At 54.0% G+C, this 23,768-nt stretch carries 24 protein-coding genes and 1 tRNA gene; 16 read left to right on the top strand and 9 right to left on the bottom strand.

Annotated features, from left to right (window positions below):
* Positions 1–592: 592 nt before the first annotated feature.
* Entirely contained in the window at positions 593–1,669 is a 1,077-nt protein-coding gene (locus URZ40_RS21950; protein WP_320721145.1) for a type II toxin-antitoxin system RnlA family toxin, read from the top strand.
* Entirely contained in the window at positions 1,635–2,018 is a 384-nt protein-coding gene (locus tag URZ40_RS23215) for a type II toxin-antitoxin system RnlB family antitoxin (RefSeq protein ID WP_407065520.1), read from the top strand. Before URZ40_RS21950 ends, URZ40_RS23215 begins: the two co-directional genes overlap by 35 nt.
* A 25-nt stretch (positions 2,019–2,043) precedes the next feature.
* On the opposite strand, the gene URZ40_RS21945 is transcribed toward URZ40_RS23215, so the two are convergent.
* Both URZ40_RS21945 and URZ40_RS21940 read right to left on the bottom strand, forming a co-directional pair.
* Positions 2,044–3,216, bottom strand: coding sequence for a phage integrase central domain-containing protein (locus tag URZ40_RS21945; protein ID WP_320721144.1), 1,173 nt, complete (start codon positions 3,214–3,216; stop codon positions 2,044–2,046).
* 164 nt (positions 3,217–3,380) lie between these two features.
* Positions 3,381–3,457 (bottom strand) — tRNA-Arg (locus URZ40_RS21940).
* Positions 3,458–3,735: 278 nt separating this feature from the next.
* On the opposite strand from URZ40_RS21940, the gene URZ40_RS21935 reads away from it, so the two are divergent.
* The 3 genes from URZ40_RS21935 to fimZ all read left to right on the top strand — a co-directional run bounded on the left by URZ40_RS21935 (position 3,736) and on the right by fimZ (position 6,620).
* Positions 3,736–4,434 carry an EAL domain-containing protein gene (locus URZ40_RS21935; RefSeq protein ID WP_316380789.1) on the top strand — a complete coding sequence of 233 codons (699 nt, stop codon included), beginning with the start codon at positions 3,736–3,738 and terminating at the stop codon, positions 4,432–4,434.
* A gap of 24 nt (positions 4,435–4,458) precedes the next feature.
* On the top strand, positions 4,459–5,175 hold the full coding sequence (locus URZ40_RS21930; RefSeq protein WP_116341485.1) for a response regulator transcription factor: 717 nt from the start codon (positions 4,459–4,461) through the stop codon (positions 5,173–5,175).
* An 812-nt stretch (positions 5,176–5,987) separates the two neighbouring features.
* Positions 5,988–6,620, top strand: a complete 633-nt coding sequence (gene fimZ, locus URZ40_RS21925; protein ID WP_320721143.1) for a fimbria biosynthesis transcriptional regulator FimZ — start codon at positions 5,988–5,990, stop codon at positions 6,618–6,620.
* A gap of 51 nt (positions 6,621–6,671) precedes the next feature.
* Here fimZ and sfmF read toward each other — a convergent pair whose 3' ends face one another.
* The 6 genes from sfmF to fimA all read right to left on the bottom strand — a co-directional run bounded on the left by sfmF (position 6,672) and on the right by fimA (position 12,683).
* Positions 6,672–7,193 (bottom strand): fimbria assembly protein, encoded by a 522-nt coding sequence (gene sfmF / locus URZ40_RS21920; RefSeq protein WP_028012231.1) that lies wholly within the window; start codon positions 7,191–7,193, stop codon positions 6,672–6,674.
* Between the two features lie 9 nt (positions 7,194–7,202).
* On the bottom strand, positions 7,203–8,210 hold the full coding sequence (gene fimH, locus URZ40_RS21915) for a type 1 fimbria D-mannose specific adhesin FimH (RefSeq protein WP_116341489.1): 1,008 nt from the start codon (positions 8,208–8,210) through the stop codon (positions 7,203–7,205).
* Entirely contained in the window at positions 8,203–10,764 is a 2,562-nt protein-coding gene (locus URZ40_RS21910; RefSeq protein ID WP_320721142.1) for a fimbrial biogenesis usher protein, read from the bottom strand. Before URZ40_RS21910 ends, fimH begins: the two co-directional genes overlap by 8 nt.
* 14 nt (positions 10,765–10,778) lie before the next feature.
* Positions 10,779–11,471: a type 1 fimbria chaperone FimC gene (fimC, locus tag URZ40_RS21905; RefSeq protein WP_116341493.1), complete on the bottom strand. Its 693-nt coding sequence runs from the start codon at positions 11,469–11,471 to the stop codon at positions 10,779–10,781.
* A 34-nt stretch (positions 11,472–11,505) separates the two neighbouring features.
* Positions 11,506–12,051: a type 1 fimbrial protein subunit FimI gene (fimI, locus tag URZ40_RS21900; RefSeq protein ID WP_116341495.1), complete on the bottom strand. Its 546-nt coding sequence runs from the start codon at positions 12,049–12,051 to the stop codon at positions 11,506–11,508.
* Between the two features lie 68 nt (positions 12,052–12,119).
* Positions 12,120–12,683 carry a type 1 fimbrial major subunit FimA gene (gene fimA, locus URZ40_RS21895; RefSeq protein ID WP_028012226.1) on the bottom strand — a complete coding sequence of 188 codons (564 nt, stop codon included), beginning with the start codon at positions 12,681–12,683 and terminating at the stop codon, positions 12,120–12,122.
* Positions 12,684–12,992: 309 nt separating this feature from the next.
* On the opposite strand from fimA, the gene folD reads away from it, so the two are divergent.
* From folD to URZ40_RS21870, 5 genes are all read left to right on the top strand, one after another.
* Positions 12,993–13,859, top strand: coding sequence for a bifunctional methylenetetrahydrofolate dehydrogenase/methenyltetrahydrofolate cyclohydrolase FolD (gene folD, locus URZ40_RS21890; protein ID WP_116341497.1), 867 nt, complete (start codon positions 12,993–12,995; stop codon positions 13,857–13,859).
* 1 nt (position 13,860) lies between these two features.
* Entirely contained in the window at positions 13,861–14,073 is a 213-nt protein-coding gene (gene ybcJ, locus URZ40_RS21885; protein ID WP_116341500.1) for a ribosome-associated protein YbcJ, read from the top strand.
* Between the two features lie 232 nt (positions 14,074–14,305).
* Positions 14,306–15,805: a PTS transporter subunit EIIC gene (locus tag URZ40_RS21880; protein ID WP_028012223.1), complete on the top strand. Its 1,500-nt coding sequence runs from the start codon at positions 14,306–14,308 to the stop codon at positions 15,803–15,805.
* Between the two features lie 83 nt (positions 15,806–15,888).
* The gene (malI, locus tag URZ40_RS21875) at positions 15,889–16,905 is read left to right on the top strand and encodes a Mal regulon transcriptional regulator MalI (protein ID WP_320721141.1); all 1,017 of its coding nucleotides are present in this window, start codon (positions 15,889–15,891) and stop codon (positions 16,903–16,905) included.
* A 73-nt stretch (positions 16,906–16,978) separates the two neighbouring features.
* A complete protein-coding gene (locus URZ40_RS21870) occupies positions 16,979–17,506 on the top strand; it encodes a metal-dependent hydrolase (protein WP_316380796.1) in 528 nt (175 codons plus the stop codon).
* Positions 17,507–17,585: 79 nt separating this feature from the next.
* Here URZ40_RS21870 and cysS read toward each other — a convergent pair whose 3' ends face one another.
* Positions 17,586–18,971, bottom strand: coding sequence for a cysteine--tRNA ligase (gene cysS / locus URZ40_RS21865; RefSeq protein WP_320721140.1), 1,386 nt, complete (start codon positions 18,969–18,971; stop codon positions 17,586–17,588).
* A gap of 175 nt (positions 18,972–19,146) precedes the next feature.
* On the opposite strand from cysS, the gene ppiB reads away from it, so the two are divergent.
* From ppiB to mnmH, 6 genes are all read left to right on the top strand, one after another.
* Positions 19,147–19,641: a peptidylprolyl isomerase B gene (ppiB, locus tag URZ40_RS21860; protein ID WP_000256009.1), complete on the top strand. Its 495-nt coding sequence runs from the start codon at positions 19,147–19,149 to the stop codon at positions 19,639–19,641.
* Between the two features lie 3 nt (positions 19,642–19,644).
* Positions 19,645–20,367, top strand: a complete 723-nt coding sequence (gene lpxH / locus URZ40_RS21855) for a UDP-2,3-diacylglucosamine diphosphatase (protein ID WP_320721139.1) — start codon at positions 19,645–19,647, stop codon at positions 20,365–20,367.
* 137 nt (positions 20,368–20,504) lie between these two features.
* Positions 20,505–20,714 carry a YdgH/BhsA/McbA-like domain containing protein gene (locus URZ40_RS21850; protein ID WP_116341512.1) on the top strand — a complete coding sequence of 70 codons (210 nt, stop codon included), beginning with the start codon at positions 20,505–20,507 and terminating at the stop codon, positions 20,712–20,714.
* Positions 20,715–20,885: 171 nt separating this feature from the next.
* Entirely contained in the window at positions 20,886–21,395 is a 510-nt protein-coding gene (gene purE / locus URZ40_RS21845; RefSeq protein ID WP_116341514.1) for a 5-(carboxyamino)imidazole ribonucleotide mutase, read from the top strand.
* Positions 21,392–22,459 (top strand): 5-(carboxyamino)imidazole ribonucleotide synthase, encoded by a 1,068-nt coding sequence (gene purK, locus URZ40_RS21840; RefSeq protein WP_320721138.1) that lies wholly within the window; start codon positions 21,392–21,394, stop codon positions 22,457–22,459. The genes purE and purK overlap by 4 nt, the downstream gene beginning before the upstream one ends.
* Positions 22,460–22,543: 84 nt before the next feature.
* Positions 22,544–23,614, top strand: coding sequence for a tRNA 2-selenouridine(34) synthase MnmH (gene mnmH / locus URZ40_RS21835; RefSeq protein WP_320721137.1), 1,071 nt, complete (start codon positions 22,544–22,546; stop codon positions 23,612–23,614).
* Positions 23,615–23,768 lie beyond the last annotated feature (154 nt).

Genomic DNA, 23,768 nt, shown 5'->3' with positions numbered 1-23,768 from the left:
TGTATAAGTTACAGACATGACAAAAAAACCTAGTCACGAATGACAGGTTTGATCAATGATTTAAATTTTATAGAGAGATGTATTTCAAATAATAGCCATAGTTTTAAGATAGAAACATAGATATATGATATAAAAATCGAATAACCAAAATACTGCTGAAGTTGGTTTTAACTTCAGAGAGGGACGAAACATCCCTAACCAAATGGATTCACGAAACCGCAATACACAGCTCACTTGTATCCTTAATAAGAATACGAATCCAAATTTTAAAGAACTATCAGTACTATCGCTTAGCTTCTTCCAGTTTTTCTAGGAGAAACTCATGAACGAGTTTTGAAGACAGTGCAGCCTACATTTCGGTAGGCCAACCCATTCATTTTAAAGAGCAGCGTGTTAAAAACGCTATGGTAACTCGCTTTTCAGCGACGTAGATTGCTATAGCAATCATTGTCTGTACAAGTACAAGATAGATCACTACTGTCTACATGTCCAGTTATCATTGATTTTAGTTGTGGTTAAAATGTTGGAAAAGCTTAACCCCCTATCGAACCAAAATTTACTTATACCTGTAACCTCTTTTAAGGCGCAAACAATGAGTGAAGAACGTGAGTACAAGAATCTTAACCTCAACAGAGACTGCATTGAGCCTCTTACAAGAGAATTCTGCGCCCAAAATGGGTTAGAACTTCGTTTTTTTGGTCCAAAGCCCGGTTCGCCAGGACTTAGGATTTGTATTGGTAAAGTTGGTGTTGAGGATGGAACACTTGATGTTCACTTCATCAAAAATGAGGGCACTACAACCCTTCAGTGGAATACAGGTAAAAACCATGACATTAGTCATGCGCTAGCCGACGTGTTGCTTGACACAATTAACCCTGATGAGTTTAAGAGCGTGAACATGACGCTCATAGGATTTGAGAGGGAGCAAATACGAACAGTTATAGAATTGATGACAGAAGGGGATGATGCTGAGTTCACACTTGATACTGCTGAGAACAATGGGAGCTTAGTTTTCAAACTAAATTGTAAGGCTCACGGAGACCACCTTGTGGTAACGCATCATTCAACAAGACGCCTACAGATCCAAGGGCGTCCACTGACCTGCTATAGAAAGCTGGTTTATCTTATGGCGGATATGTTGGATATGGCAGGTCTGGAACTGGTGCTTAGCCGACGAGATGAAAGCGTCGCTGAAATTGTAAGAAAGGAAGTTGCAGCAGAGTTCTTAAGGAAATTATTACCGAACTCCTACGATAACCTGCCTAGTATCACGAGGAATTTGCTACTTGCTGGCCAGTGTGTCAAAATCTCGAGCCCACAACTACCTGAGTACTCCATGCTCTTTTTCCCAGAGCTTAGATCGCTTGAAGGGGCATTAAAAGGTAAGTTAGCTAGCTTCGGTTTTGACTCCGATCAGAACGATTTTGGATATTTCTTCTCTCCTGCCGGGGGTGGGGGTTTCGAACTTAAATCGTCATTCGATGGTCATATCAGCGATGAGCAAACTAGAAATTTGCTGGGTAAAGCCTACACTTTTTTCAATAAACATCGCCACGGTCTCTTTCACATGCAAAGCGTTGAAGATGCTAGCAGACAGATCGGTTCCATAGAGCAACTTCTAAGCCTCTCCGCAGATGCTTATACCCACTTGGATAATTTGTATAGATAATATGTTTAATATCAGACAGATAGATAACAATATGTTTCCAATAGTTGTTATAGCCACAAGCTACAACAACCCTTTGTCTTGTCTGAACTCTATCGCTGAACATCTCCATGACCAAGAGTTTAGCGGTAAGGTACTTTTTGATTTACTGTGCTCTAATGGTCTGGAGAGCAATAGGTTCATGTCGGCTGTTTTTGACGGTGATAAGTTTAGTAAAAGCACGTTCAAAGTTGAATCCCTAGACACATTCCCTTTAGAGATTGTTGAAAATCAAAACGCTTACTTTTCAAACCATAAATGGTTGCTTGCGAATTCAATTCTAAGCAACCATCAAGTTCTTAATTTTCAATAAAATACCTAGAATATAAAGATACAATTTAATATAAATTATCTAAGTAATCAGCATACCACTGCAGCATCTCACGCCGCCCATCAATGTACTGAGCATGATTGTATGTGCCACGTATCGTGTTTCTATCAGAATGCGCCAGCTGCGCCTCTATCCAGGCAGAATTGAATCCCTGTTCATGTAACACAGTGCTCATGGTGTGCCTGAAGCCATGGCCAGTTGCTTGACCGGCATAGCCAATACGTTTAATCACCTGGTTAATGCTGGCTTCGCTCATCGGCTTCCCTGCGTCATTACGCCCCGGGAAAACATACTTTCCTCTACCGGTAATCTCTTTGAGTTCGAGTAACAGCTCCTTGGCTTGTCTCGGAATAGGAACGAGGTGTGGTCGGCGCATCTTCATGCGCTCTTTTGGGATTAGCCAGAGATCTTTGCTCAGATCAAATTCATGCCACTCAGCAGCACGAAGTTCGATGGTTCTGACACTGAGGTACATGAGAAGTAATGTCGCGATGCGGGTAATTTTACTGCCGCTATATGCATCGACAGCTTGTCTGAAGGGACCAAGTTGAGCTGGTGAGAGATGAGGGAAATGTTGCTGTCTGGGGGATTTCAGAGCCCCTGCTAAATCAGTGACTGGATTGTACTCGGCCCTGCCGGTGATGACAGCATAAGTGAATATCTGGCGGCAAGCCTGTCTCGTTTTCTTCAACTTATCCAGGACACCGCGTTCCTCCATCTTCTTCAGAACAGAAAGCATGTCCATTGGTTTGATATCGGTAATAGCTTTTCTACCGATGTGAGGGAAAATATCTTTTCGCAGATATTCGAGAATGTCGTCAGCATAACCGGAAGACCAATTCGGTTTCTTATGTTCATGCCATTCAAGTGCAAGAGACTCAAAACTGTTATTAACCGCGAGTATTCTGGCTTGCTTCTCCGCCTGCTTAACCTCAGACGGATCTTCACCATTAGCGAGTAATCGCTTCGCTTCATTTCGCTTATCTCTTGCCTCAGCGAGGGTTACATCAGGGAAGACGCCAATTGAAAGGAGCTTTTCTTTTCCTGCCAGGCGGTACTTCAGGCGCCAGTATCGGGAACCATTTGGGTTAACTAGCAGGTACAGGCCACCGCCATCCGCCAGTTTGTAGGGCTTATCCTGAGGCTTAGCAGTGCTGATCTGGCGTGCCGTTAACTTCATTGGGGGTATCTCTTTCCATTGAACCTGTGCATACCCCCGAATGTACCCCCACTTTGATGTAGATTTCAATATAATTTAGTAGACGTAAGGAGAGCGAGATTTAGCTGAATGGCTTGATATTACTGGATTGAGTAGACTTTGAGAGACGTTGGTAGAAGTGAAAATGGCGCGCCCTGTAGGATTCGAACCTACGACCTACGGCTTAGAAGGCCGTTGCTCTATCCAACTGAGCTAAGGGCGCACTGAGAAGAGTGTACTTCGCGGTGGTGAAACGCGAAGAATTATACGGTCAATGGCAGGTGAGTCAATGCCTTTTCCGTTTTCCGGGGCAATTACCCCTAGCCGATTGTAAATACGGCTATTTTCTCAACATTTCTCCCTGTTTCACCGTAAAATTCAGCACTGCGAAAAGGCTTAGTTGCATTTAAGTAACGCCTGCTGTTTTCCGGAACGTCAGCTCGTCACACTAGAGCGAGGTATCCCGGCCGCCTGGAGGCTGACAGACAACAGGATAATGGAGTGACAGCGCACAACCCGTTCGATACGCCCCCCCGGTTACACGACATTTCTCAGGACATCGTCGGCATCAAACTGGAGCCTGTCGTCGCCCTCACCTCTCAACGACGGGTTGGCGTGGAGGTACTAAGCGTCCTGTCAGACACATGCTACAGCGAGGATTTTTTCCGCCATCAGCCAGCAGGCTGGTCAATGACGCTGCTTGAAGCGCAGCTTGCCGCACTAAAAAATACGCCGCACGGTCATAACCTTTTTATTAATTTGCCGATAACCGTTCTGACAGAGCCAGCGTCTTTTCAGCGGCTTATAAAACTGAAAAACACGCCGCTGAATATTGAGATTGTTGATTCCCCTGTTTTTCTGACGTTCTCTGCCGCACAGAAGCAGAGCGCCATTCAGAACATGCGGACACTCCGGCAGCAGGGGCACAGTATATGGCTGGATGATATTGACGAAATTATCATTCAGCCGTTTTTATTTTGTCGGTTACCGTTGAGCGGCATCAAAATTGATAAGGACGCATTCTGGCGTTTACGCGCCACGCCTGCGCTGAGGCAACTGGTTTCACGTTGCTTTCAGCTGGCCGGGAGCGTGCTTATCGAAGGTATTGAGACTGAACGCGATCGCACCTGGGCACTGCAGGCAGGCGCAGATTTCGGCCAGGGGTATTACTGGCCGTCCTGGACATGGCCGGAGGATTAAAACGCCATTTCCAGGAGGGAGACCATGCGAATGACAGTGCGCCGTTACCGGCGGCGGCGTACAGGAAGTGATGCACTGGGATTTACGCGCTCACCTTTTGCTCCCCCCTTTTTCGACCGGCTCGAATTTTTGAGCCAGTCCATCAGCCAGCCCCGAAAAACCGATGCTCCGTTTATTATCCTTGTTACGGAAGATCATTTTCTGCGCACCGGTTTTCTCAATGGGCAGTTTCCCCTGAGCAGCTGTTGTGACTACACCTCGCTGGATGATGCGCTGGGCGCCCAGTTCCAATGGCCTTCAGCCCGTCTGGTGGTGGATATTGAAAGCCGTTCCACCGGGCTTATCGATCAGTTGGATCGGTTAAGAAGGCATAGCCTGTATCCCCCCTTCCTGACGCCGTGGCTTCTGGTCCGGGCAGATAATTATGATACCCGCCTGTTCTGCAAGGCGGCAGGCCCTTTTCACGTGCTGGAACGTCAGATGAACGCGGCAGGACTTCAGCACAGCCTGATGGATTCTCGCCCCCCGCAGGGTTCCGACAAAGACTGGTTTTCCCGCAACGAATGGCCCATTCTGCAGGAGCTTGCCCGCGGAAAGACGTTACGTCAGATTGCCCTTTTGCAGAATCGTCCCTATAGCCGCATTATCTACCGTCTCAGCTGCATCCTGCTGAAGCTGGGGCTGAGCCATCGCCAGGAATTGTTACACCTTCTTAATAACCTCTCAGACTGTACGTTTTAACTTGCGCACTAACCTCTTATTTCCTAAAGCGCTTTAGGAATTTACTTACCCTCAATGTTAATTAACGGTTAAATTTTAACAATATATTCAATTTTATAACTATTCCTAATTTATGGTCCGGAACCATGTGAAATGTCACAGATTGAATCAATGGCAGCACTTTCCTCCATCCGTTAAGTGAATGCAGAAGGCGTTAATAAGATGATAATGATGTAAAAACAAGCAGCTTCGCTTCACTCTCCTGGAGCGGAAAGCAAAGTGAGTAGCATGTTCTCCTGTGCGATGATGACGCGACGGTGATACACCTTAAGCACTTTCAGATGAAGGTTTGACACTCTGCGGGGGTACTTTTCCGCCTCAATTTCCCTGGCTCCCCCTCCGAATTGAGGCTCTCTTTTGTTAACAATATCGTAACATAAAGAGACATCTGTTATTTTTTGTTATTACATAAAGATGAAAAGATGTGGTAAATAGGATAACAGGATATTTCCGCTAAATTTAAAAAAATAGCCATTCAGATCCAGAAGATAATACAAACCAATAAGCGGAGGTTAATTTACAGGGTTTTCGGAAAAAACTTACCCTGTATAATAAGAAGCGTACCAAATCTGAATAAGAAAAACCTTTTTGCCAACACCAGCCAAATGAGATGACCGCGCTGAGGCACCGTTCTTTTCATTACGTAAACAAGGATGCTTTCGCTCTTTCCAAGGAAATACTACGGTATAGGGATCTGCACTTTATATCCTTCCGGCATTTCGAGAGTTTTACAAAACTCTGCATAACGCTTTTAACAATCTGAGGCATTAAAAATGAAACCGGCATCCGTTATCATTATGGACGAACATCCTATCGTCAGAATGTCGATAGAGGTCCTGCTACAGAAAAATAAAAATATCATAGTCAAGCTTAAGTCTGGCGATAGCCATGAAGTTCTTGACTGCATTCGCAATCATCCTATCGATTTGGTGATCCTTGACATCGAACTCACGGGCACAGACGCATTCGCTTTACTGAAGAGAATCAGAAACTTAAACAAAGACATCAAGGTTCTGTTCCTCTCCTCCAAATCAGAGTTATTTTACGCGGGTCGAGCGATTCGCGCCGGGGCCAACGGCTTCGTCAGTAAACGAAAAGATTTGGGTGAGATCTACAATGCCGTAGAGATGATTCTGATGGGCTATTCTTTTTTCCCGTCTGAAACGCTGAATTTTATAAACCATATGGGTTCAGGAAAAGGGGTGACTGTGGATATGCCATTATCGAATCGTGAGGTCACGGTATTGCGTTATCTGGCGAATGGATTATCCAATAAGGAGATTGCTGAGCAGCTATTGTTGAGCAATAAAACCATTAGCGCGCACAAATCCAATATTTATTCCAAGCTTGGCGTGCAAAGCATCGTGGAATTAATAGATTACGCCAAAGCGCACGAGCTACTATAACCTGAATTCACTCCCTGCAGTTTATCTGAGCTGCAGGGAGTGCGGTCAGTGCTAATTATAATTAATCATGAAGGTGGCATCCGCATCAGCCCGTCCGGGCTGAGGGTTATCGGCAGTGGCAATATAATTGGCATAAAATGACAGCGTCGCATTCCCCTGCGCATCAACCGTGACCGGCTGGCTGGCCTGCTGAAGCGCCAGGCGCGTCTTATCCGCATCCCTGATCTCAACGGCGACGTGGCTCGCTGTACTGGCATCATTCAGCGCCAGCAATCCGCTGTTGCTCCCGTCAGCTTTACCGGAGAACGTAATGGACGCCGCCCCGGGCGGGCAGCCGGTCAGCTTCAGCGTGAAGGGCATTGGCTGCGTGCGGCTCCCCGTGGTGTTGAGCTGCTTCGTGGGCCAGGTGCCCAGCGTGACCGTTTTGTCGCTATCGTTACCCTCTGCCACGCAGGTGAAATCGACAATATTGCCGTAGAGACGAATATTAATTTCGCCCAATGCGGTTTCCGCCTGAGCCTGGGTGCAAAGCGCAAAGAGCGCCACGGTGATAAAACGGATCCCGTTTCGCATGTCTGCTCCTTAGTCGTAATCCACGCGCAAATATCCGCGCGAGGTAAAGCGCCCTTCCGCTGGCTTGTTGCCCGTCACGCTCACCGGCCAGACCCTGATCCCCACCTGCGCCTGGGCGCTGTCGTCCAGGCGGAACGGGATTTTGCTCGTCAGGTTGTTAGGCGTGAGCGGCGCACCGCTCTCGTTGGCAATGATGAACCCCACATCCGGGTTATCCGACACCAGCACATTATCGGAGACCTTTTCAGCTTCGACGCGCATCGTCAGCATGGCGTTTGCCTCCACGTTGGTGCATTTAATCGCGATGGTTTTGCTTTGCGATGAGACGCCCTCCGGCTTGTTACCCACGCCAGCCTTGCTGAACAGGGAGGCGCCAATGTCGCCGAAATCAAACTCAACCACATTGCCGGCGTTGATGGCGCAGCTCTGCGGCACCTGAATGATTCCGCTGTAGCTGATGGTGTAGACCGGCGTGGTCAACGGATCGGAGGAGGTGGTGGTGACGTAAACCCGGAACATGGTGGCACGCGGGATCACCACCATATTGATAAAGCGTCGGGTCACCTTAAGACGGAAAATAAGGCTGGAATCCTGCACGCCAAACGGTTTGTTTTTTGAAACGTTCGGATGGCTCCCCATCTGGATATAATTTTTGGGTGGATAAAACGCGCCAGCATAGCTGTCCGTGATTTTCATCGCCCCGTCCAGATAGTCGTTAAGCTTCAGATACTGATAGCCATCGCTGGTCCCGGTGACCGGATAATCCGTGACGTAGCTGCGCTTGGTCGTATTCCCGACGGTGCCCTTCGGGCAGACGGCATTGACCCCCACCCACTGCGATTTCTCGCTGAGGGTCACAACCTGCCCAACCTGGTTATTCGAGCTGTTGAATTTATCCGTCAGGTCGTAATGCACCTCCGTCGGCACGCCCTTTTCATTGACGCACACGGTGGCTAACGCGTTTGTCGCGGGCAGCAGTGCCAGAAGCGACAAGGCTAAGATATGGATTTTAATCACAGCGGATCCCCTTAAGTGTGATCGCCTGTTGCAGGCTCTTTTCAGGCAAGCTGTAAGGCGCACGGCACTGGGATTGCGCCCCGTTCCCCCACTGGATCAGCAGTTCGCCTTCCAGCGGCAGCCCACTCAGGTATATTTGCCCGTCATCACCCACCATGCTGGTCATGCCGCTCTGAACTTCACGCACCACGGCGCCGAACGGCACGGGCTGGTTGCCACGCGTTACCGTCAGCAAAGCGCGCACGCCAATGCGGGTATCAAAGCTGGCGCGGACCAGCGCGCCTTTGGTTGGCACCACGCTGCTCACGTTGTTTTCGATATCGGTACTGTTGCTCATGGTATTGGTGTCCAGCGCCACGCGGTTGTAGCGGTAGACGGTGGCATACGGCATGACCGCGTAGCCTCGCCAGTCGGTCTTCACGCCGGTCTGGTTTTCCACGCTGACGCCTGATGCCCCCGGAGCCTTAATCAGCACGTTGGTATCGCCCAGCGGCTGGCTGAAGGTCACGCCGTCGGCATGGCCAACCACCCCGCCGGAGAGCTGCCAGTTGAGATCGTGCTGATCGCGGGAATAGTTGTAGCCCACGCCCAGCGTGCCGTAGGTCGCCTGCCAGTTGGCGCTGGCGCTTCCGCTTGAGCCATTGGTGCTGGCGTGTCCCTGGGTCACGCTGTAGTTCAGGTTACGATCCTCCAGCAGCGTGCCGCTGACGCCGGTTTGCCAGCTCGTGTCGCCATCGCTGTTTCGGCTGGCGGATGCGGTGGCATAGGCGCGATCGATCGCGCTGTCCCGGCGATAGCCCTGACGGGTAAAGAGGCTAAACGGCACAGAGACATTGAACGACGCGATCCGGTCGGTACCGTCGATCCCGACGGATTTGTTCCACGACCATGACAGGGAGTAGTTGATCCCCTTCACGCCCCCCGCGTAGCCCAGCTGATACCAGAGGTTCGTTTCGTCCGTCCCCCAGTAGGTTTGCTCGCTCCCGGAGATATAGACCGAACCGTAGTCCCCCAGCGACTGGGAAATGTTGAGCTGGAAGCGGCCTTTTTTATTCCACGTCAGGTTGTGATAGCTCTGCACGTCCGGCACATCGTTATCGTCCTGGCTATCGGCATACTGGTAGCCCTCCATTGAGCGCCAGGCCACATCGTCCAGGGTGTAAAACCCTTTTGTGGAGTAGCGATAACCCAGCAGCTGGAAGTTGGTGCCAAATCCGTTCAGCGATTTTGCATAAAGAAAACGCAGGGACTGCCCTTCATGTTTGCTGTCGTCCGCGAGCTGGCTGCGGGCGTGGGTGATATCGACGGAGACTGCCCCCCAGTCACCGAGGTTTTTCCCGGCACCGACGGCCAATGCGGTATAGCGTGACGCCAGCTGGGTGCCGCCATAGAGCGTAATGCCGTTGGCCAGGCCGGTAATCAGGGTGCCCTGGGCGAAGAATGGTGTATCCTGGTCGCTGTTACCGCTGCGGTAATCCCCCGCCACGAGGTCATATTTCCAGCGACCTTCACGCTGCAGGAGTGGCACGGTGGAGTACGGCACGGTGTAACGCTGCTGGCTGCCGTCTTTCTCTTCCACCGTAACGTCCAGGTCACCGCTGGAGGAGGTCGGGTTAAGATCGGTGATGGCGAACGCGCCGGGCTGGACGTAGCTCTGATAGATAACGTAGCCGTTCTGGCGAACCACCACTTTGGCAGGCGTACGGGCAATACCGCGCACGGTCGGCGCGTAGCCCTGCAGGCTGTCGGGATACATGCTGTCGGAAGAGAAAAGCCGCCCGCCGCGAAAACCGACGCTGTCGAAAACGTCATTCCCGGTGTTGCTGTCACCCAGCACCAGTTCACTTTTCAGCGGGATAACGGTGCGCTGTGCCCAGGTGCCAATATTCTGCCACTCGCTGCGCCGCTTGCCGTTATTTTGCGTGTAGCGCCATGCGCCGTTGTTACGTAAACGCCAGGCACCATAGTTCAGCCCGCTCTGCAGGTTCAGGTAATAGCTGTCGTCTTCGCTTCCCCGGTTGCCCGTGAAGCTGTAGTTCACCAGCGCGGCGGGAATGCCTTCATCCCACTGTTCAGGCGGAATATAGCCGCGCGCGCTGTTCTGCATCGCCACCTGCGGGAGGCTGATGTTAAGGCGCTGCGAGGCAAAGTTAAATACCGTTTCGCTGCCGGGAATGGCCGTGGTCAACGGAACGCACGTTTCACCCTGCACGTTAGCCAGTTCGGGAAATGCGGCAACGTTGACGCCAAAGCGATCGAGCATCGCGCGCGTAATGCACGGCGACAAACCGCCCGCCATCGGCGGCATGTTCTCGGCCTGCTCAAAACGCACGTCCTGGGTGCCGATAAACTCATCGTTACGCCAGATATCCACGCGATAAATGCCGGGCGCCTGCTGGTGCCCCTGTTCAAAACGCGACAAATCCGCCACGCTGGCGGTGTCGTCGGACAAGAAGGCCGGGTTGAAGTAGCTTTCGCTCCAGCCGGCCTGCGGCCAGAGCGCGGCCATCAGCGCCAGTGCAACCGGGCAGTAACGTCCCTGGTGATTTTTCATCGCCCTGACTCTGCTCACAGGTTGACGCTGCGCGCTGGTGTAATGGCGCCGTAGTCATTCACGCTCTGCCAGGAGAGCGTACCGCCGGCCCCGGCGGGCAGCACCTGCTGAGCCGAGTTTTTCGGCGCCACCATCAGGTTTTCCAGCGTCTGGCCACCCAGCTTCAAGTTGACCAGGGTGATGTAGTACGGAGAGGCGTTGCTGACTTTAAGATGGTTCCCCACGCGCTCAAAACGCAGCTGGGACAGCGCCTCATCCGGCTGCATCGCCAGGTTAGTCGGGCGCACAAATAGTTTGATGCGTGAGAGGATCGCCAGCTGCAGCACGTTATTGTTTTCTGTTTTCGCTTTATTCACTGACGGGATCGCCTTCACGTTCATGTAAAAGAGCGATTCGCGATCTGCAGGCAGCGCCGGACCGGCGTAAATAATACGCAGCGTGTTTTCACTGTCCGGCTCGCTAACGAACAGCGGCGGCGTGACGGCAAAGGTTTTTTCCTTTTGCCCGCTGGCATTTTCGATCCACGCGTTAATTAAATAGCGTTCTTGTTTATTGCTGTTGGTGATCGCCAGCGACGTTTGCTTCGCATCCGCCGGATAAATAACGCGCGTGGCCCCCAGCGCAATACCGCCGGAAGCATTCGCGCAAGCAGAAACCATCATTAAAATAAACGATAAAAGCAGTCCTGGTTTAATTAGCATATTCATCAAAACCGTACCTTTAATAATGTGTTCGCAGGTGTTATGGATAAATCAACGTAAACCAGACATCCGACTGTATATTGCCTGGCACGAGGTGTTCGGAAATAGCGCGATAGCGGGCGCTAAAATGAAATGCGAGCTCGCTGGTATTGACCGGCAGCCAGCTAATGGCCGTCGCATTCGGGATAATCTGACGCTGCTGCTCATCAAAAAGCGCCAGCCCCACGCCGCTGCTTACAGGCGTTTCACCTGGCCGCGATGTCGCCAGAAAAACCTGCGGATCTTCCGCGGGCGTAACGCCCTGAAACTGGATCCCCACGGTGCGCGAGACATCCACGCTGCAGTCCAGCAGCCGCACGGTGAAAGGCACATTAACCGTTGAAAAGCTGCCCACACCGGAAAATGAATTGGTTCGGTACTGCCCCATGTCGATGCGCATATTCTGGCTGTCGGGCGCCACGGCGCAGCCGCCGTTTACCAGCTCCCCCCGAAGATGCACCTTGCCCCCTTCGATCACCACGGTATGTGCCGATGCCGGGCAAGCCATCGCGAGGGTTAACAGCAGTAGTGTTCCAGTCCTTGTCATCCTTCGTTCCTGGCAGTAGCGTATGACGGGCCTCGTCCCTGAGGCCTGAACATCCCTGTGCGAGGGTATTATTCGTATTTCATTACGAAGGTGGCGTCAGCGTTCGCCTGGCCTGGCTCGGTGGTCGCAGCCGTTGATTTGTAGCGCGCGGTGAATTGCAGGGTGTTAGTCCCTTTAATCAGGTCTTTCGCGGCAGAGAAGGTCGCACCGTCCGGGGTCAGCACGCTGGATTTGCTGTCGAGGATTTCAATACCCACGCCTTTCGCGGTGTTGTCGTTGTTACCGGACGTCACGGCCAGCAGAGTTTTGTCGGTCGCGTCGATCTGGCCGGTAAAGGCAACGGCAGCGGTTTTAGCAACCAGCGGATCGCAGTCATTCAGTTCGATGTTGAACGGAATATTAGAGGTGGTGTCGCCCACTTTGGTGAATTTCGCGGTACGATACTGACCGAGATTAACCGTCTGCTCGGAAGAATCGGTATTTACTGAACAAGCAGCATTAACCAGTTCACCTTTAAAATGCACGGTACCGCCATTTACGGTAACCGGCGTAACCGGGTCGGCTGCATTAGCGGCACCCGCGACCAGGGCCAGTGTTGCAATAACAGAAGAAGCAATGTTGCTGAGTTTCATGTCTATTCCTTTAAAATGTAAATAACCCTTCCCGCGAAAATCGGGAATAAGAAATACGTTCAATTGATTAATTGAAAGCTTATTTCGGAGAAGACAAAGTAGCTCAGGACGTGATTTTTAAATATGTCAAAACACTGCCATTTCGCCAGGTCACATCCTAATACCGCCTAAGAAATTGACCATCCCTTAAGAAGGGTTTTTGCGCCTCGCGGATGAAAACTCGTAAAGGGTGACTGACAGCGGCGCTCGCTTCTGACAAAATACACGCCATCCCCCCTTTCAAACGTTACAGACGGAATCTTCTCTCTGATGGCAGCAAAGATTATTGACGGTAAAACGATTGCGCAGCAGGTGCGCTCTGAGGTCGCGGAAAAAGTGAAGGCGCGTAAAGCGGCAGGATTTCGCGCCCCCGGGCTGGCCGTTGTGCTGGTTGGCAGCAACCCGGCATCGCAGATTTATGTCGGCAGCAAACGCAAAGCTTGTGAAGAGGTGGGGTTCGTCTCCCGCTCTTACGATTTGCCGGAAACCACCAGCGAAGCGGAACTGCTGGAACTTATTGACACTCTGAATGCCGATAAAGAGATCGACGGTATTCTGGTTCAGCTGCCACTGCCGGCAGGTATCGATAACGTGAAGGTGCTGGAGCGTATCGCGCCGGATAAAGACGTTGACGGTTTCCATCCGTATAACGTGGGTCGCCTGTGCCAGCGCGCGCCGCGTCTGCGCCCGTGCACCCCGCGCGGCATCGTGACGCTGCTGGAGCGTTATAACATCGACACCTACGGCCTGAACGCCGTCGTCATCGGTGCGTCCAACATCGTGGGCCGCCCGATGAGCATGGAGCTGCTGCTGGCCGGCTGCACCACCACCGTGACCCACCGCTTTACCAAAAACCTGCGTCACCACGTCGAGAATGCCGACCTGCTGATCGTCGCAGTGGGCAAGCCGGGCTTTATTCCGGGCGAGTGGATTAAAGAGGGCGCGATTGTCGTGGATGTAGGGATTAACCGTCTGGAAAACGGCAAGGTGGTCGGCGACGTGGTCTACGAAGATGCGGCGGCTCGCGCCTCTTACATCACGCCAGTACCGGGCGGCGTTGGCCCGATGACCGTCGCAACGCTGATTCAGAATACTTTGCAGGCATGCGAAGAGTACCACGATGTAGAGGAAGCATAAGATGGCCACATTTTCATTAGGCAAACACCCGCACGTTGAGCTGTGCGATCTGCTCAAGCTCGAAGGCTGGAGCGAAAGCGGCGCGCAGGCGAAAATCGTTATCGCCGACGGGCGGGTTTTAGTCGACGGCGCGGTGGAAACCCGCAAGCGCTGCAAGATTGTCGCGGGACAGACCGTGAGCTTTGAAGGTCAGAGCGTGACCGTGACGGCCTGAGTCCCCCCCCTCACCCTAACCCTCTCCCCAAAGGGGAGAGGGGATCAAAAACCCCCTACCTCCATCACGGTTAATTATCGATCAACTTCAAAGAATCACTATTTCATCTGTTGAAAGGTGAGAATTCAGTTGCGCAGTTTTCACTCTTTCCCCACGATAAGTAGAACGTTCTACTAAAACGTTCTACTTACAATAACAGCGCCAAAAAAAGCGCTACTCGGGGGAAATCAGCATGAGTCTGATATCAGGGTTTGTTAAATCGCTGTCTAAATTATCAATGATTGGTCGCGCCTTAATGCTGCCAATTTCACTGCTTCCCGCCGCGGGCCTGCTGCTGGCCTTCGGCGATAAGTTCCACCTGCCGCTAATGATGAACGCCGGCGGGGTTATCTTTGATAACCTGCCGATGCTGTTTGCCATAGGCTCCGCCGTAGGTCTGGCGTCCGAGTCCGGCATCGCGGCGCTCTCCGCGGCAGTCTCGGTGTTTGTCACCAACATCACCATCAGCACCGTGCTGAGCATTACGCCGGAAATGGCCTCACAGGGCGGGAAATACGCCATGGTGGTCGGTATCCCGACGCTGCAGATGGGCGTCTTTGGCGGTCTTATCTGCGGGATCCTCGCAGCCTGGTGCTATAACCGCTTCCACACCATGCAGTTGCCGGAGTTCCTCGGCTTCTTCTCCGGGAAGCGCTTTGTGGCAATCGCCACAGCGTTCCTCTCTTTCCTGATGGGGCTGCTGCTGCCGTACGTCTGGCAGCATATTCAGGCCGGTATCGACGCGCTCTCCGTGATCGTGAACGGCGACAACCAGGCGGCATCGACCTTTATCTTCGGCCTGGTGGAGCGCGCACTGATCCCGCTCGGCCTGCACCACATCTGGTACCCGTCCTTCTGGTATTCGTTCGGGGATTACACCACCCAGGCGGGCCAGGTGATCCACGGTGACCAGACCATCTGGTTCAAGATGCTCGAAGAGGGGGTGAAATCCTTCAGCAGCGACACCTACCAGAACGCCGGTAAGTTCATGCAGGGCGAGTTCCCGCTGATGCTGTTCGCGCTGCCTGCGGCGTGCCTGGCGATGTACCACGAAGCACACACCAAAAATAAGAAAATCGCGGCCGGTATTCTGTTCTCTGCGGCGCTCACCTGCTTCCTGACGGGGATCACCGAGCCGGTAGAGTTCACCTTTATCTTCGTGGCGCCAATTCTGTACGTCTTTAACGCCATCATGGCGGGCCTGGCGTACATGACCATGTACCTGCTGCACGCGCATATCGCCAAATCGTTCTCGGCGGGCTTTATCGACTACCTGTCGTTCGGGATCCTGCCGTCGTTTAACGGCTATCAGACCAACTTCCTGAGCGCCATTATCATCGGCATCCCGATGGCGCTGATTTACTACTTTACGTTCCGCTTCGTGATCCGCCGCTTCGACGTGAAAACGCCGGGCCGTACGGAAGTGACCGCCAGCGCGAATGACAAGTCCGATTCCGAACTTGCCACTGAAATCATCGGCCTGCTGGGCGGCGCGCAGAACATTGACTCCGTCGGCTCCTGCATCACCCGCCTGCGTCTGGAAGTGGCGAAGAGCGATGCGGTGGACAGGGACGGACTGAACGGTCTCGGCGCGCGCGGCGTGGTCTTCGTCGGCGATAACGGGATTCAGGTGATTTTCGGTGCGAGAGCACAGTTTATCGCCCAGACCATGTCCACCATGATCGGCAAATAATAAGATGCCTGAACGACACGTCTCCTGTACGCTGGGAGCCGTGTCTTATCCGGCTGATAATCGGTAAATTTCAGGGAGCGGTTTTGAAGAAAGTCAGCATCATTGATGTCGCAAAGCACGCGGGCGTGTCGGTCTCTACCGTCTCGCTGGTGCTACGCCAGAAAGGGAAAATCTCAGAGGCGACGATCGAGAAGGTCAATGCCGCCATCACGACGCTGGGCTATGTTCATAACGTTGCCGCTGCCAACCTTCGCGCCAACACCTCCAATCTGATCGGCCTGATCCTGCGTGACTTCAGCGACAGCTTTTCCATCAAGGTGATGGCGAGCATCGTTCAGGAGCTGGAGAAGCAGGGTTATATGGTTTTTCTCGGCCAGCCGCTGAACGACCGTGAACATCTCGAACGCACCCTGCTGTCGTTTAAGCAGCAGGGCGTCGCGGGCGTTATTTATCTGGCGTCTGACACCTGTAACGCCGCTTTACCGGAGCAGATCCGCCAGTGCCCGCTGCCGCTGGTGGTGGTCTCGCAGTCCCTGCTGGATGAAAAATGCAATCTGGTAATGCGCGACAACCGCCAGGCGGCGAACCTGGCTGCGCGCTATCTTATCGAGCGCGGACACCGCACGATCGCCTACATTGGCGGGCGAGAGGGTTGTCTTATCCGCGAGCAACGCCTGCTCGGCTTTCGTAGCGCGATGACGCAAAACGGGCTGGTCTGGCGCGATGAATATTCACCGGCCTGCAGCGACGACACCCAGGCCGCCGCGATGGCGACGCGCCAGCTGCTGGAAAAAAACAACGCCATCACCGCCCTGCTTTGCCACTCCCCGGATGCGATGATCGGATCCATTTCCGGCATTCATCAGGTGGGCCGCACCGTGGGGAAAGACGTCTTCTTAACCCAGCAGATCGCGCTGATCGGTTTTGAAGATATGCTGCACGTTAACCTCACCTCCCCTTCCTTCACCTACGTCTCCTCGGCCAGCGATGAAACCGGGCGACAGGCGGCAGGGCTGATTATCCGCAAGCTTAAGGAGCCGGATCTGCAAACCCAGCGCATTACGCTTTCCGGGCAGCTTATCGCACGCGAGTCGGCGTAAAATCAGAATTTAGCACCGGTTTGCCGCAGCGAATTCGCTGCTATATTGCCATGATTTGCCATGGATAAATGTAATGCCTACCGTTATTACTCACGCTGCTGTCCCTCTTTGCCTGGGCTTAGGTCTGGGAACCAAGGTCATCCCTCCCCGCCTGCTGTTTGCCGGTATCGTTCTCGCCATGCTGCCGGACGCCGACGTGCTGGCGTTTAAATTCGGCGTTGCCTACGGAAATGTTTTCGGTCATCGCGGCTTTACCCACTCCCTGTTGTTCGCCTTTGCGGTGCCGATACTTTGCGTGCTGATTGGCCGACGATGGTTCCGGGCCAGCCTGACGCGGTGCTGGCTATTTTTAACGGTGTCATTGCTGTCGCACAGCCTGCTGGATTCGATTACCACGGGCGGGAAAGGCGTCGGCTGGTTATGGCCGTGGTCGGATGAACGCTTCTTTGCGCCGTGGCAGGTGATTAAGGTCGCGCCGTTTGCGCTGTCGCGCTATACCACGCCGTACGGGCATCAGGTGATCGTTTCAGAATTGCTGTGGGTGTGGCTGCCGGGGGTAGTGCTGATGGGGTTGCTGTGGTGGAGAAAGCGTGCGCGCTGATGCCCTCCACCCACAGTGAGAGGGAGACAACCGAACGATCCCCTCTCCCTTAGGGAGAGGGTTAGGGTGAGGGTGGAAATTACTTACGACGCCAGGTCGTTCCCTGCGGGCCGTCTTCCAGAATGATGCCCATCTCGGTCAGACGGTTACGCGCCGCATCTGCCGCCGCCCAGTCTTTCGCCTGACGCGCTTCCAGACGCGCTTTGATAAGCCGCTCAATTTCCGCCACTTCGCCGTCGTCCGCCTGCGCGCCGCTCTGCAGGAACACGTCCGGCTCCTGCTCCAGCAGGCCGAGCACGGAAGAGAGCTTGCGCAGATGGGACGCCAGCGCATTCGCCGCGGCCATGTCCTCTGACTTCAGGCGGTTCACTTCACGCGCCATGTCGAACAGCACGGAGTAGGCTTCCGGGGTGTTGAAGTCGTCGTTCATCACCTCAACAAAGCGCGCTTCGAATGCTTCGCCACCAGCCGCAGGCACTGATTTGTCGGTGCCGCGCAGGGCGGTGTACAAACGCTCCAGCGCCGAGCGCGCCTGCTTCAGGTTCTCTTCGCTGTAGTTCAGCTGGCTGCGATAGTGGCCGGACATCAGGAAGTAGCGCACGGTTTCCGCGTCGTAATACTTCAGCACGTCGCGCACGGTAAAGAAGTTGCCCAGCGATTTCGACATCTTCTCGCGGTCAACCATCACCATCCCGGAGTGCATCCAGTAGTTCACGTACTCGCCGCCGTGGGCGCAGGTGGACTGCGCGATTTCGTTTTCGTGGTGCGGGAACATCAGGTCCGAACCGCCGCCGTGAATGTCGAAGTGCTTGCCCAGCTGTTTGCAGTTCATCGCGGAACATTCAATGTGCCAGCCCGGGCGGCCTTCGCACCACGGGGATGGCCAGCTTGGTTCGCCCGCTTTGGACATTTTCCACAGCACGAAGTCCATCGGGTTACGCTTCACGTCCACCACGTCCACGCGCGCGCCGGCCTGGAGCTGATCCAGATCCTGACGGGAAAGCGAACCGTAGGTTGGGTCCGTCGGCACCGAGAACATCACGTCACCGTTGTCAGCAACGTACGCGTGACCGCGCTCAATCAGCTTCTCGGTGATATCGATAATTTCGTGAATATGGTGGGTCGCACGCGGCTCGCTGTCCGGACGCAGAATATTTAAAGCGTCGAAGTCTTTGTGCATCTCAACGATCATGCGATCCACCAGCGCAACAAAGCTTTCGCCGTTTTCATTAGCGCGCTTGATGATTTTATCGTCGATGTCGGTAATGTTACGCACGTACTTCAGGTTATAGCCCAGGAAGCGCAGGTAGCGAGAGACGACGTCGAACGCGACAAAGGTACGGCCATGGCCGATATGACAGAGATCGTAAACCGTAATACCACACACGTACATGCCGACTTCCCCGGCATGGATAGGTTTAAATTCCTCTTTCTGGCGCGTCATTGTATTAAAGATTTTTAACATCGAAGATTCCATGTAAACACGTGTGTGGGTTGTTTGTTCCCTATAATACCCATAATTCGGAATAGGATCAGCACACAATGCAAGGTGATCGCGTCCTGTGGTTATGCTATAACAAGCCCCTATATATGACCCGAAGGCGGGTCGACGTACCACAATAACGGAACAGGATGCAAAAATGGTTACTTTCCACACTAATCATGGCGATATCGTAATCAAAACCTTTGATGACAAAGCGCCTGAAACAGTTAAAAACTTCCTGGACTACTGCCGCGAAGGTTTCTACAACAACACCATTTTCCACCGCGTGATCAACGGCTTTATGATTCAGGGCGGCGGTTTCGAGCCTGGAATGCGCCAGAAAGAGACCAAAGAAGCGATCAAAAACGAAGCGAACAACGGCCTGAAAAACACCCGCGGTACGCTGGCAATGGCCCGTACTCAGGCACCACACTCTGCCACCGCGCAGTTCTTCATCAACGTGGCGGATAACGACTTCCTGAACTTCTCCGGCGAAAGCCTGCAGGGTTGGGGCTACTGCGTCTTCGCAGAAGTGGTTGAAGGGATGGACGTGGTTGACAAGATCAAAGCCGTCTCAACCGGCCGCAGCGGTATGCACCAGGACGTTCCTAAAGAAGACGTTGTGATTACAAGCGTGACCGTCAGCGAGTAATTCGTGGCGACACTCTTTATTGCGGATCTGCATCTGCAAACAGAAGAACCGGCGATAACCGCCGGTTTTCTGCGTTTTTTACGCGGGGAAGCGAAAAGCGCCGATGCGCTGTACATCCTGGGCGACCTGTTTGAAGCCTGGATTGGCGACGACGACCCAAACCCGCTGCACCGTGAAATGGCTGCCGCCATTAAAACGCTGGTGGATTCCGGCGTCCCCTGCTACTTCATTCACGGCAACCGTGATTTCCTGCTCGGCAAGCGCTACGCCCGTGAAAGCGGTATGACGCTGCTGCCGGAAGAGCAGGTGCTCGACCTCTATGGCCGCAGGGTGCTGATCATGCACGGCGATACGCTCTGCACCGACGATACCGGCTACCAGGCGTTTCGCGCCAAAGTCCACACCCCGTGGATCCAGAAGCTGTTCCTTGCCCTGCCGCTGTTTATCCGCAACCGCATCGCCGCCAGAATGCGCGCGGGCAGTAAAGCCGCCAACAGCAGCAAGTCCCTGACCATCATGGACGTTAATCCGCTGGCGGTGGTGAACGTGATGGAAAAGCATGGCGTTCAGTGGTTGATCCACGGTCATACTCATCGTCCTGACGTGCATTCCCTTATCGCCAACGGTGAACCGGCCCATCGCGTGGTACTGGGCGCGTGGCACAGCGAAGGCTCTATGGTCAAAGTCACGCCAGAGGGCGTGGAGCTTATCGCGTTTCCGTTTTAACCCCCTCACAAGTATTTCTATTTTTTTGAATAATATCGGCAAATTGTTTCGATTTTAATCAGCCCGTGGTCGGCCTATTATTTATCACATCAGGGCAACACGCCCTATCCCAGACAAAATATTTAAGGAATACGACCATGAAATCCATCAAAACTTTCGTTGCAGTTGCTGCTCTCTCCCTGGTTTCTTTCGGTTCTTTCGCTCAGAGCGTGAGTGCAACCGGCTCAACCCTTGACCGCGCAGAAGCGAAAATTGCTGCCCAGGCTGCTGAACAAGGTGCGTCATACAAAATCACCAGCGCGCAGTTCAACAACCGCGTGTACATGACCGCAGAACTGACGAAATAATGATTGCCGCTCGACGAAAACAGACCGCCTGAACGCGGTCTGTTTTGTTATGAATTGATGGCAACAACGGCTCAAGATTTAACCGCGCAACCGTTTTCCTTGCCCGTATAACATGCTATTCTCTGTGCCCTCGAAAGCAGTGTGTTTCGCACCACAGGAGTTTTAAGACGCATGTCTTCCCGCAATAATCCGGCGCGTGTCGCCATCGTGATGGGGTCCAAAAGCGACTGGGCTACCATGCAGTTCGCCGCCGAAATCTTTGAAATCCTGAATGTACCGCACCACGTTGAAGTGGTCTCCGCGCACCGTACGCCGGACAAACTGTTCAGCTTCGCCGAAAGCGCTGAAGAGAACGGTTATGAGGTGATCGTTGCCGGTGCGGGCGGCGCAGCACATCTGCCAGGCATGATTGCCGCCAAAACCCTGGTGCCGGTTCTGGGCGTCCCTGTTCAAAGCGCCGCATTAAGCGGTGTCGATAGCCTTTATTCCATCGTCCAGATGCCGCGCGGTATTCCTGTCGGCACGCTGGCGATTGGCAAAGCGGGCGCGGCGAATGCCGCTCTGCTGGCCGCGCAAATTCTTGCAACGCACGACAAAGATTTACGCCAGCGTCTGGCGGCGTGGCGTAAAGCCCAGACCGACGAGGTGCTGGATAACCCGGACCCGCGGGGTGCAGCATGAAGCAGGTTTGCGTCCTCGGTAACGGCCAGCTGGGCCGTATGCTGCGTCAGGCCGGTGAGCCGCTGGGTATTGCTGTCTGGCCCGTCGGGCTGGACGATGAACCTGAGGCCGTCCCGTTCCACCAGAGCGTGATCACGGCAGAAATCGAACGCTGGCCGGAAACCGCGCTGACCCGCGAGCTGGCGCTCCATAACGCCTTTGTGAACCGCGACGTGTTCCCGATTATTGCCGACCGTCTGACGCAAAAGCAGCTGTTCGACAAGCTCGGTCTGCCGACCGCACCGTGGCAGCTGTTGTCCGACAAAAGCGAGTGGAATGACGTGTTCGCGATGCTGGGCGAACTGGCGATTGTAAAGCGTCGCGTGGGCGGCTACGACGGCCGCGGCCAGTGGCGCCTGCGCGCGCATGAAACCGCCGAGCTGCCGGACGACTGCTACGGCGAGTGCATCGTTGAGCAGGGCATCAACTTTAGCGGCGAAGTGTCGCTGGTTGGCGCGCGCGGGCACGATGGCCGCACGGTGTTTTACCCGCTGACGCATAACTTGCATCAGGACGGCATTCTGCGCACCAGCGTCGCCTTCCCGCAGGCCAATGCCGACCAGCAGGCGCAGGCGGAAGAGATGCTTTCCGCCATCATGCACGAGCTGGGCTACGTGGGCGTCATGGCGATGGAGTGTTTCGTCACACCATCGGGTCTGCTGATCAACGAGCTGGCTCCGCGCGTGCACAACAGCGGCCACTGGACGCAAAACGGCGCCTCCATCAGCCAGTTCGAACTGCATCTGCGCGCGATCACCGACCTGCCGCTGCCGAAGCCCGTCGTTAACAGCCCGTCGGTGATGATCAACCTGATCGGGACCGATCTGAACTACGACTGGCTAAAGCTGCCGCTGGTGCACCTGCACTGGTATGACAAAGAGGTCCGCGAGGGTCGTAAGGTCGGTCACCTGAACCTGAACGATACCGATACGGACCGCCTGAGCGCCACCCTGGAAGCGATCGTTCCTCTCCTGCCGCCGGAATATGCAAGCGGCATTGTCTGGGCACAGTCAAAGCTTAAGTAAGACATCCACGCCGGGGAGTTGACCTTCCCCTTCCCCGGCGTACAATCCCCGCCCATTGCTGCTGAGTTTTCTTCTGGAATAACCATGAACGATGGAACGGACTATCGCGCGATCCTCGCGTCTGATACCCCTTTAATCGACGTTCGCGCGCCGATCGAATTTGCCCAGGGCGCGATGCCTGCGGCAGTCAACCTGCCCTTAATGAACGACGACGAGCGCGCCGCCGTCGGCACGTGCTACAAACGCCAGGGCCCCGAAGCCGCGCTCGCGCTCGGCCATCGCCTGGTGAACGGTGAAACGCGCGATGCGCGTATCCGCGCCTGGCGGGAGGCCAGTCTTGCCCATCCTGAGGGCTTTCTCTGCTGCGCGCGCGGCGGCCAGCGCTCGCATATCTCGCAGGCCTGGCTTAAAGAGGCGGGCGTCGACTACCCGCTGATCCGCGGCGGCTATAAGGCCCTGCGCCAGACGGCGATTCAGGTAACGATCGAGCAGTCACAAAAGCCGATGGTGCTTATCGGCGGCTGTACCGGAAACGGTAAAACGCTGCTGGTGAAGCAGCACGCGCAGGGCATCGATCTGGAAGGGCTGGCACACCATCGCGGTTCGTCGTTTGGCCGCACGCTCACGCCGCAGCTTTCCCAGGCCAGCTTTGAAAACCACCTTGCGGTTGAGCTATTGAAAAAAGACGCTGCGCGCTGGGTACTGGAAGACGAGGGCCGCATGATTGGCTCCAACCACCTGCCGGAGTGCCTGCGTGACCGCATGGTTGAAGCCCCTATCGTTGTCGTCGAAGACCCGTTTGAAATTCGTCTTGAACGCCTGCGCGAAGAGTATTTCGACCATATGTGGGCGGACTTTTCTGCTGCCTACGGCGAGGAAGCGGGCTGGAAAGAGTACAGCGAGTATCTGCATCACGGCCTGTTCGCCATTCGCCGCCGTCTGGGGCTGCAGCGGCATGCAGAATTCACCGCGCTGTTAGATTCCGCGCTGTTGGAACAGCAACGCTCTGGCAGCACGGAGGCGCACTTCAGCTGGCTTGCACCGCTGCTGAAGGACTATTACGACCCGATGTACGGCTATCAGCTGGAGAAAAAGGCGGAGAAGATTGTGTATCGCGGGACGTACGAAGAGATTGCTGAGTGGCTTGATCGCTGAAAAAGAAAGCCGGGTGGCGAGGTAAAAGCAAAACGGCAACCAGGGTTGTAATGCCGATCAGTTAAGGATCGGTTGACCGATCCAGTGGCTGTGTAAGAATCCGGAAATGCTCACCCGTTTCCGGATTTTTTTATGCACATTGGACAGGCTCTTG

Origin of the sequence: Enterobacter sp. 296B2, from assembly GCF_034106185.1 — a bacterium.
In the GTDB taxonomy this organism is placed as follows: domain Bacteria; phylum Pseudomonadota; class Gammaproteobacteria; order Enterobacterales; family Enterobacteriaceae; genus Enterobacter; species Enterobacter cloacae_N.
The sequence above is the reverse complement of the archived record's forward strand: the minus strand, read 5'-3'. Positions and strand labels throughout refer to the sequence as shown.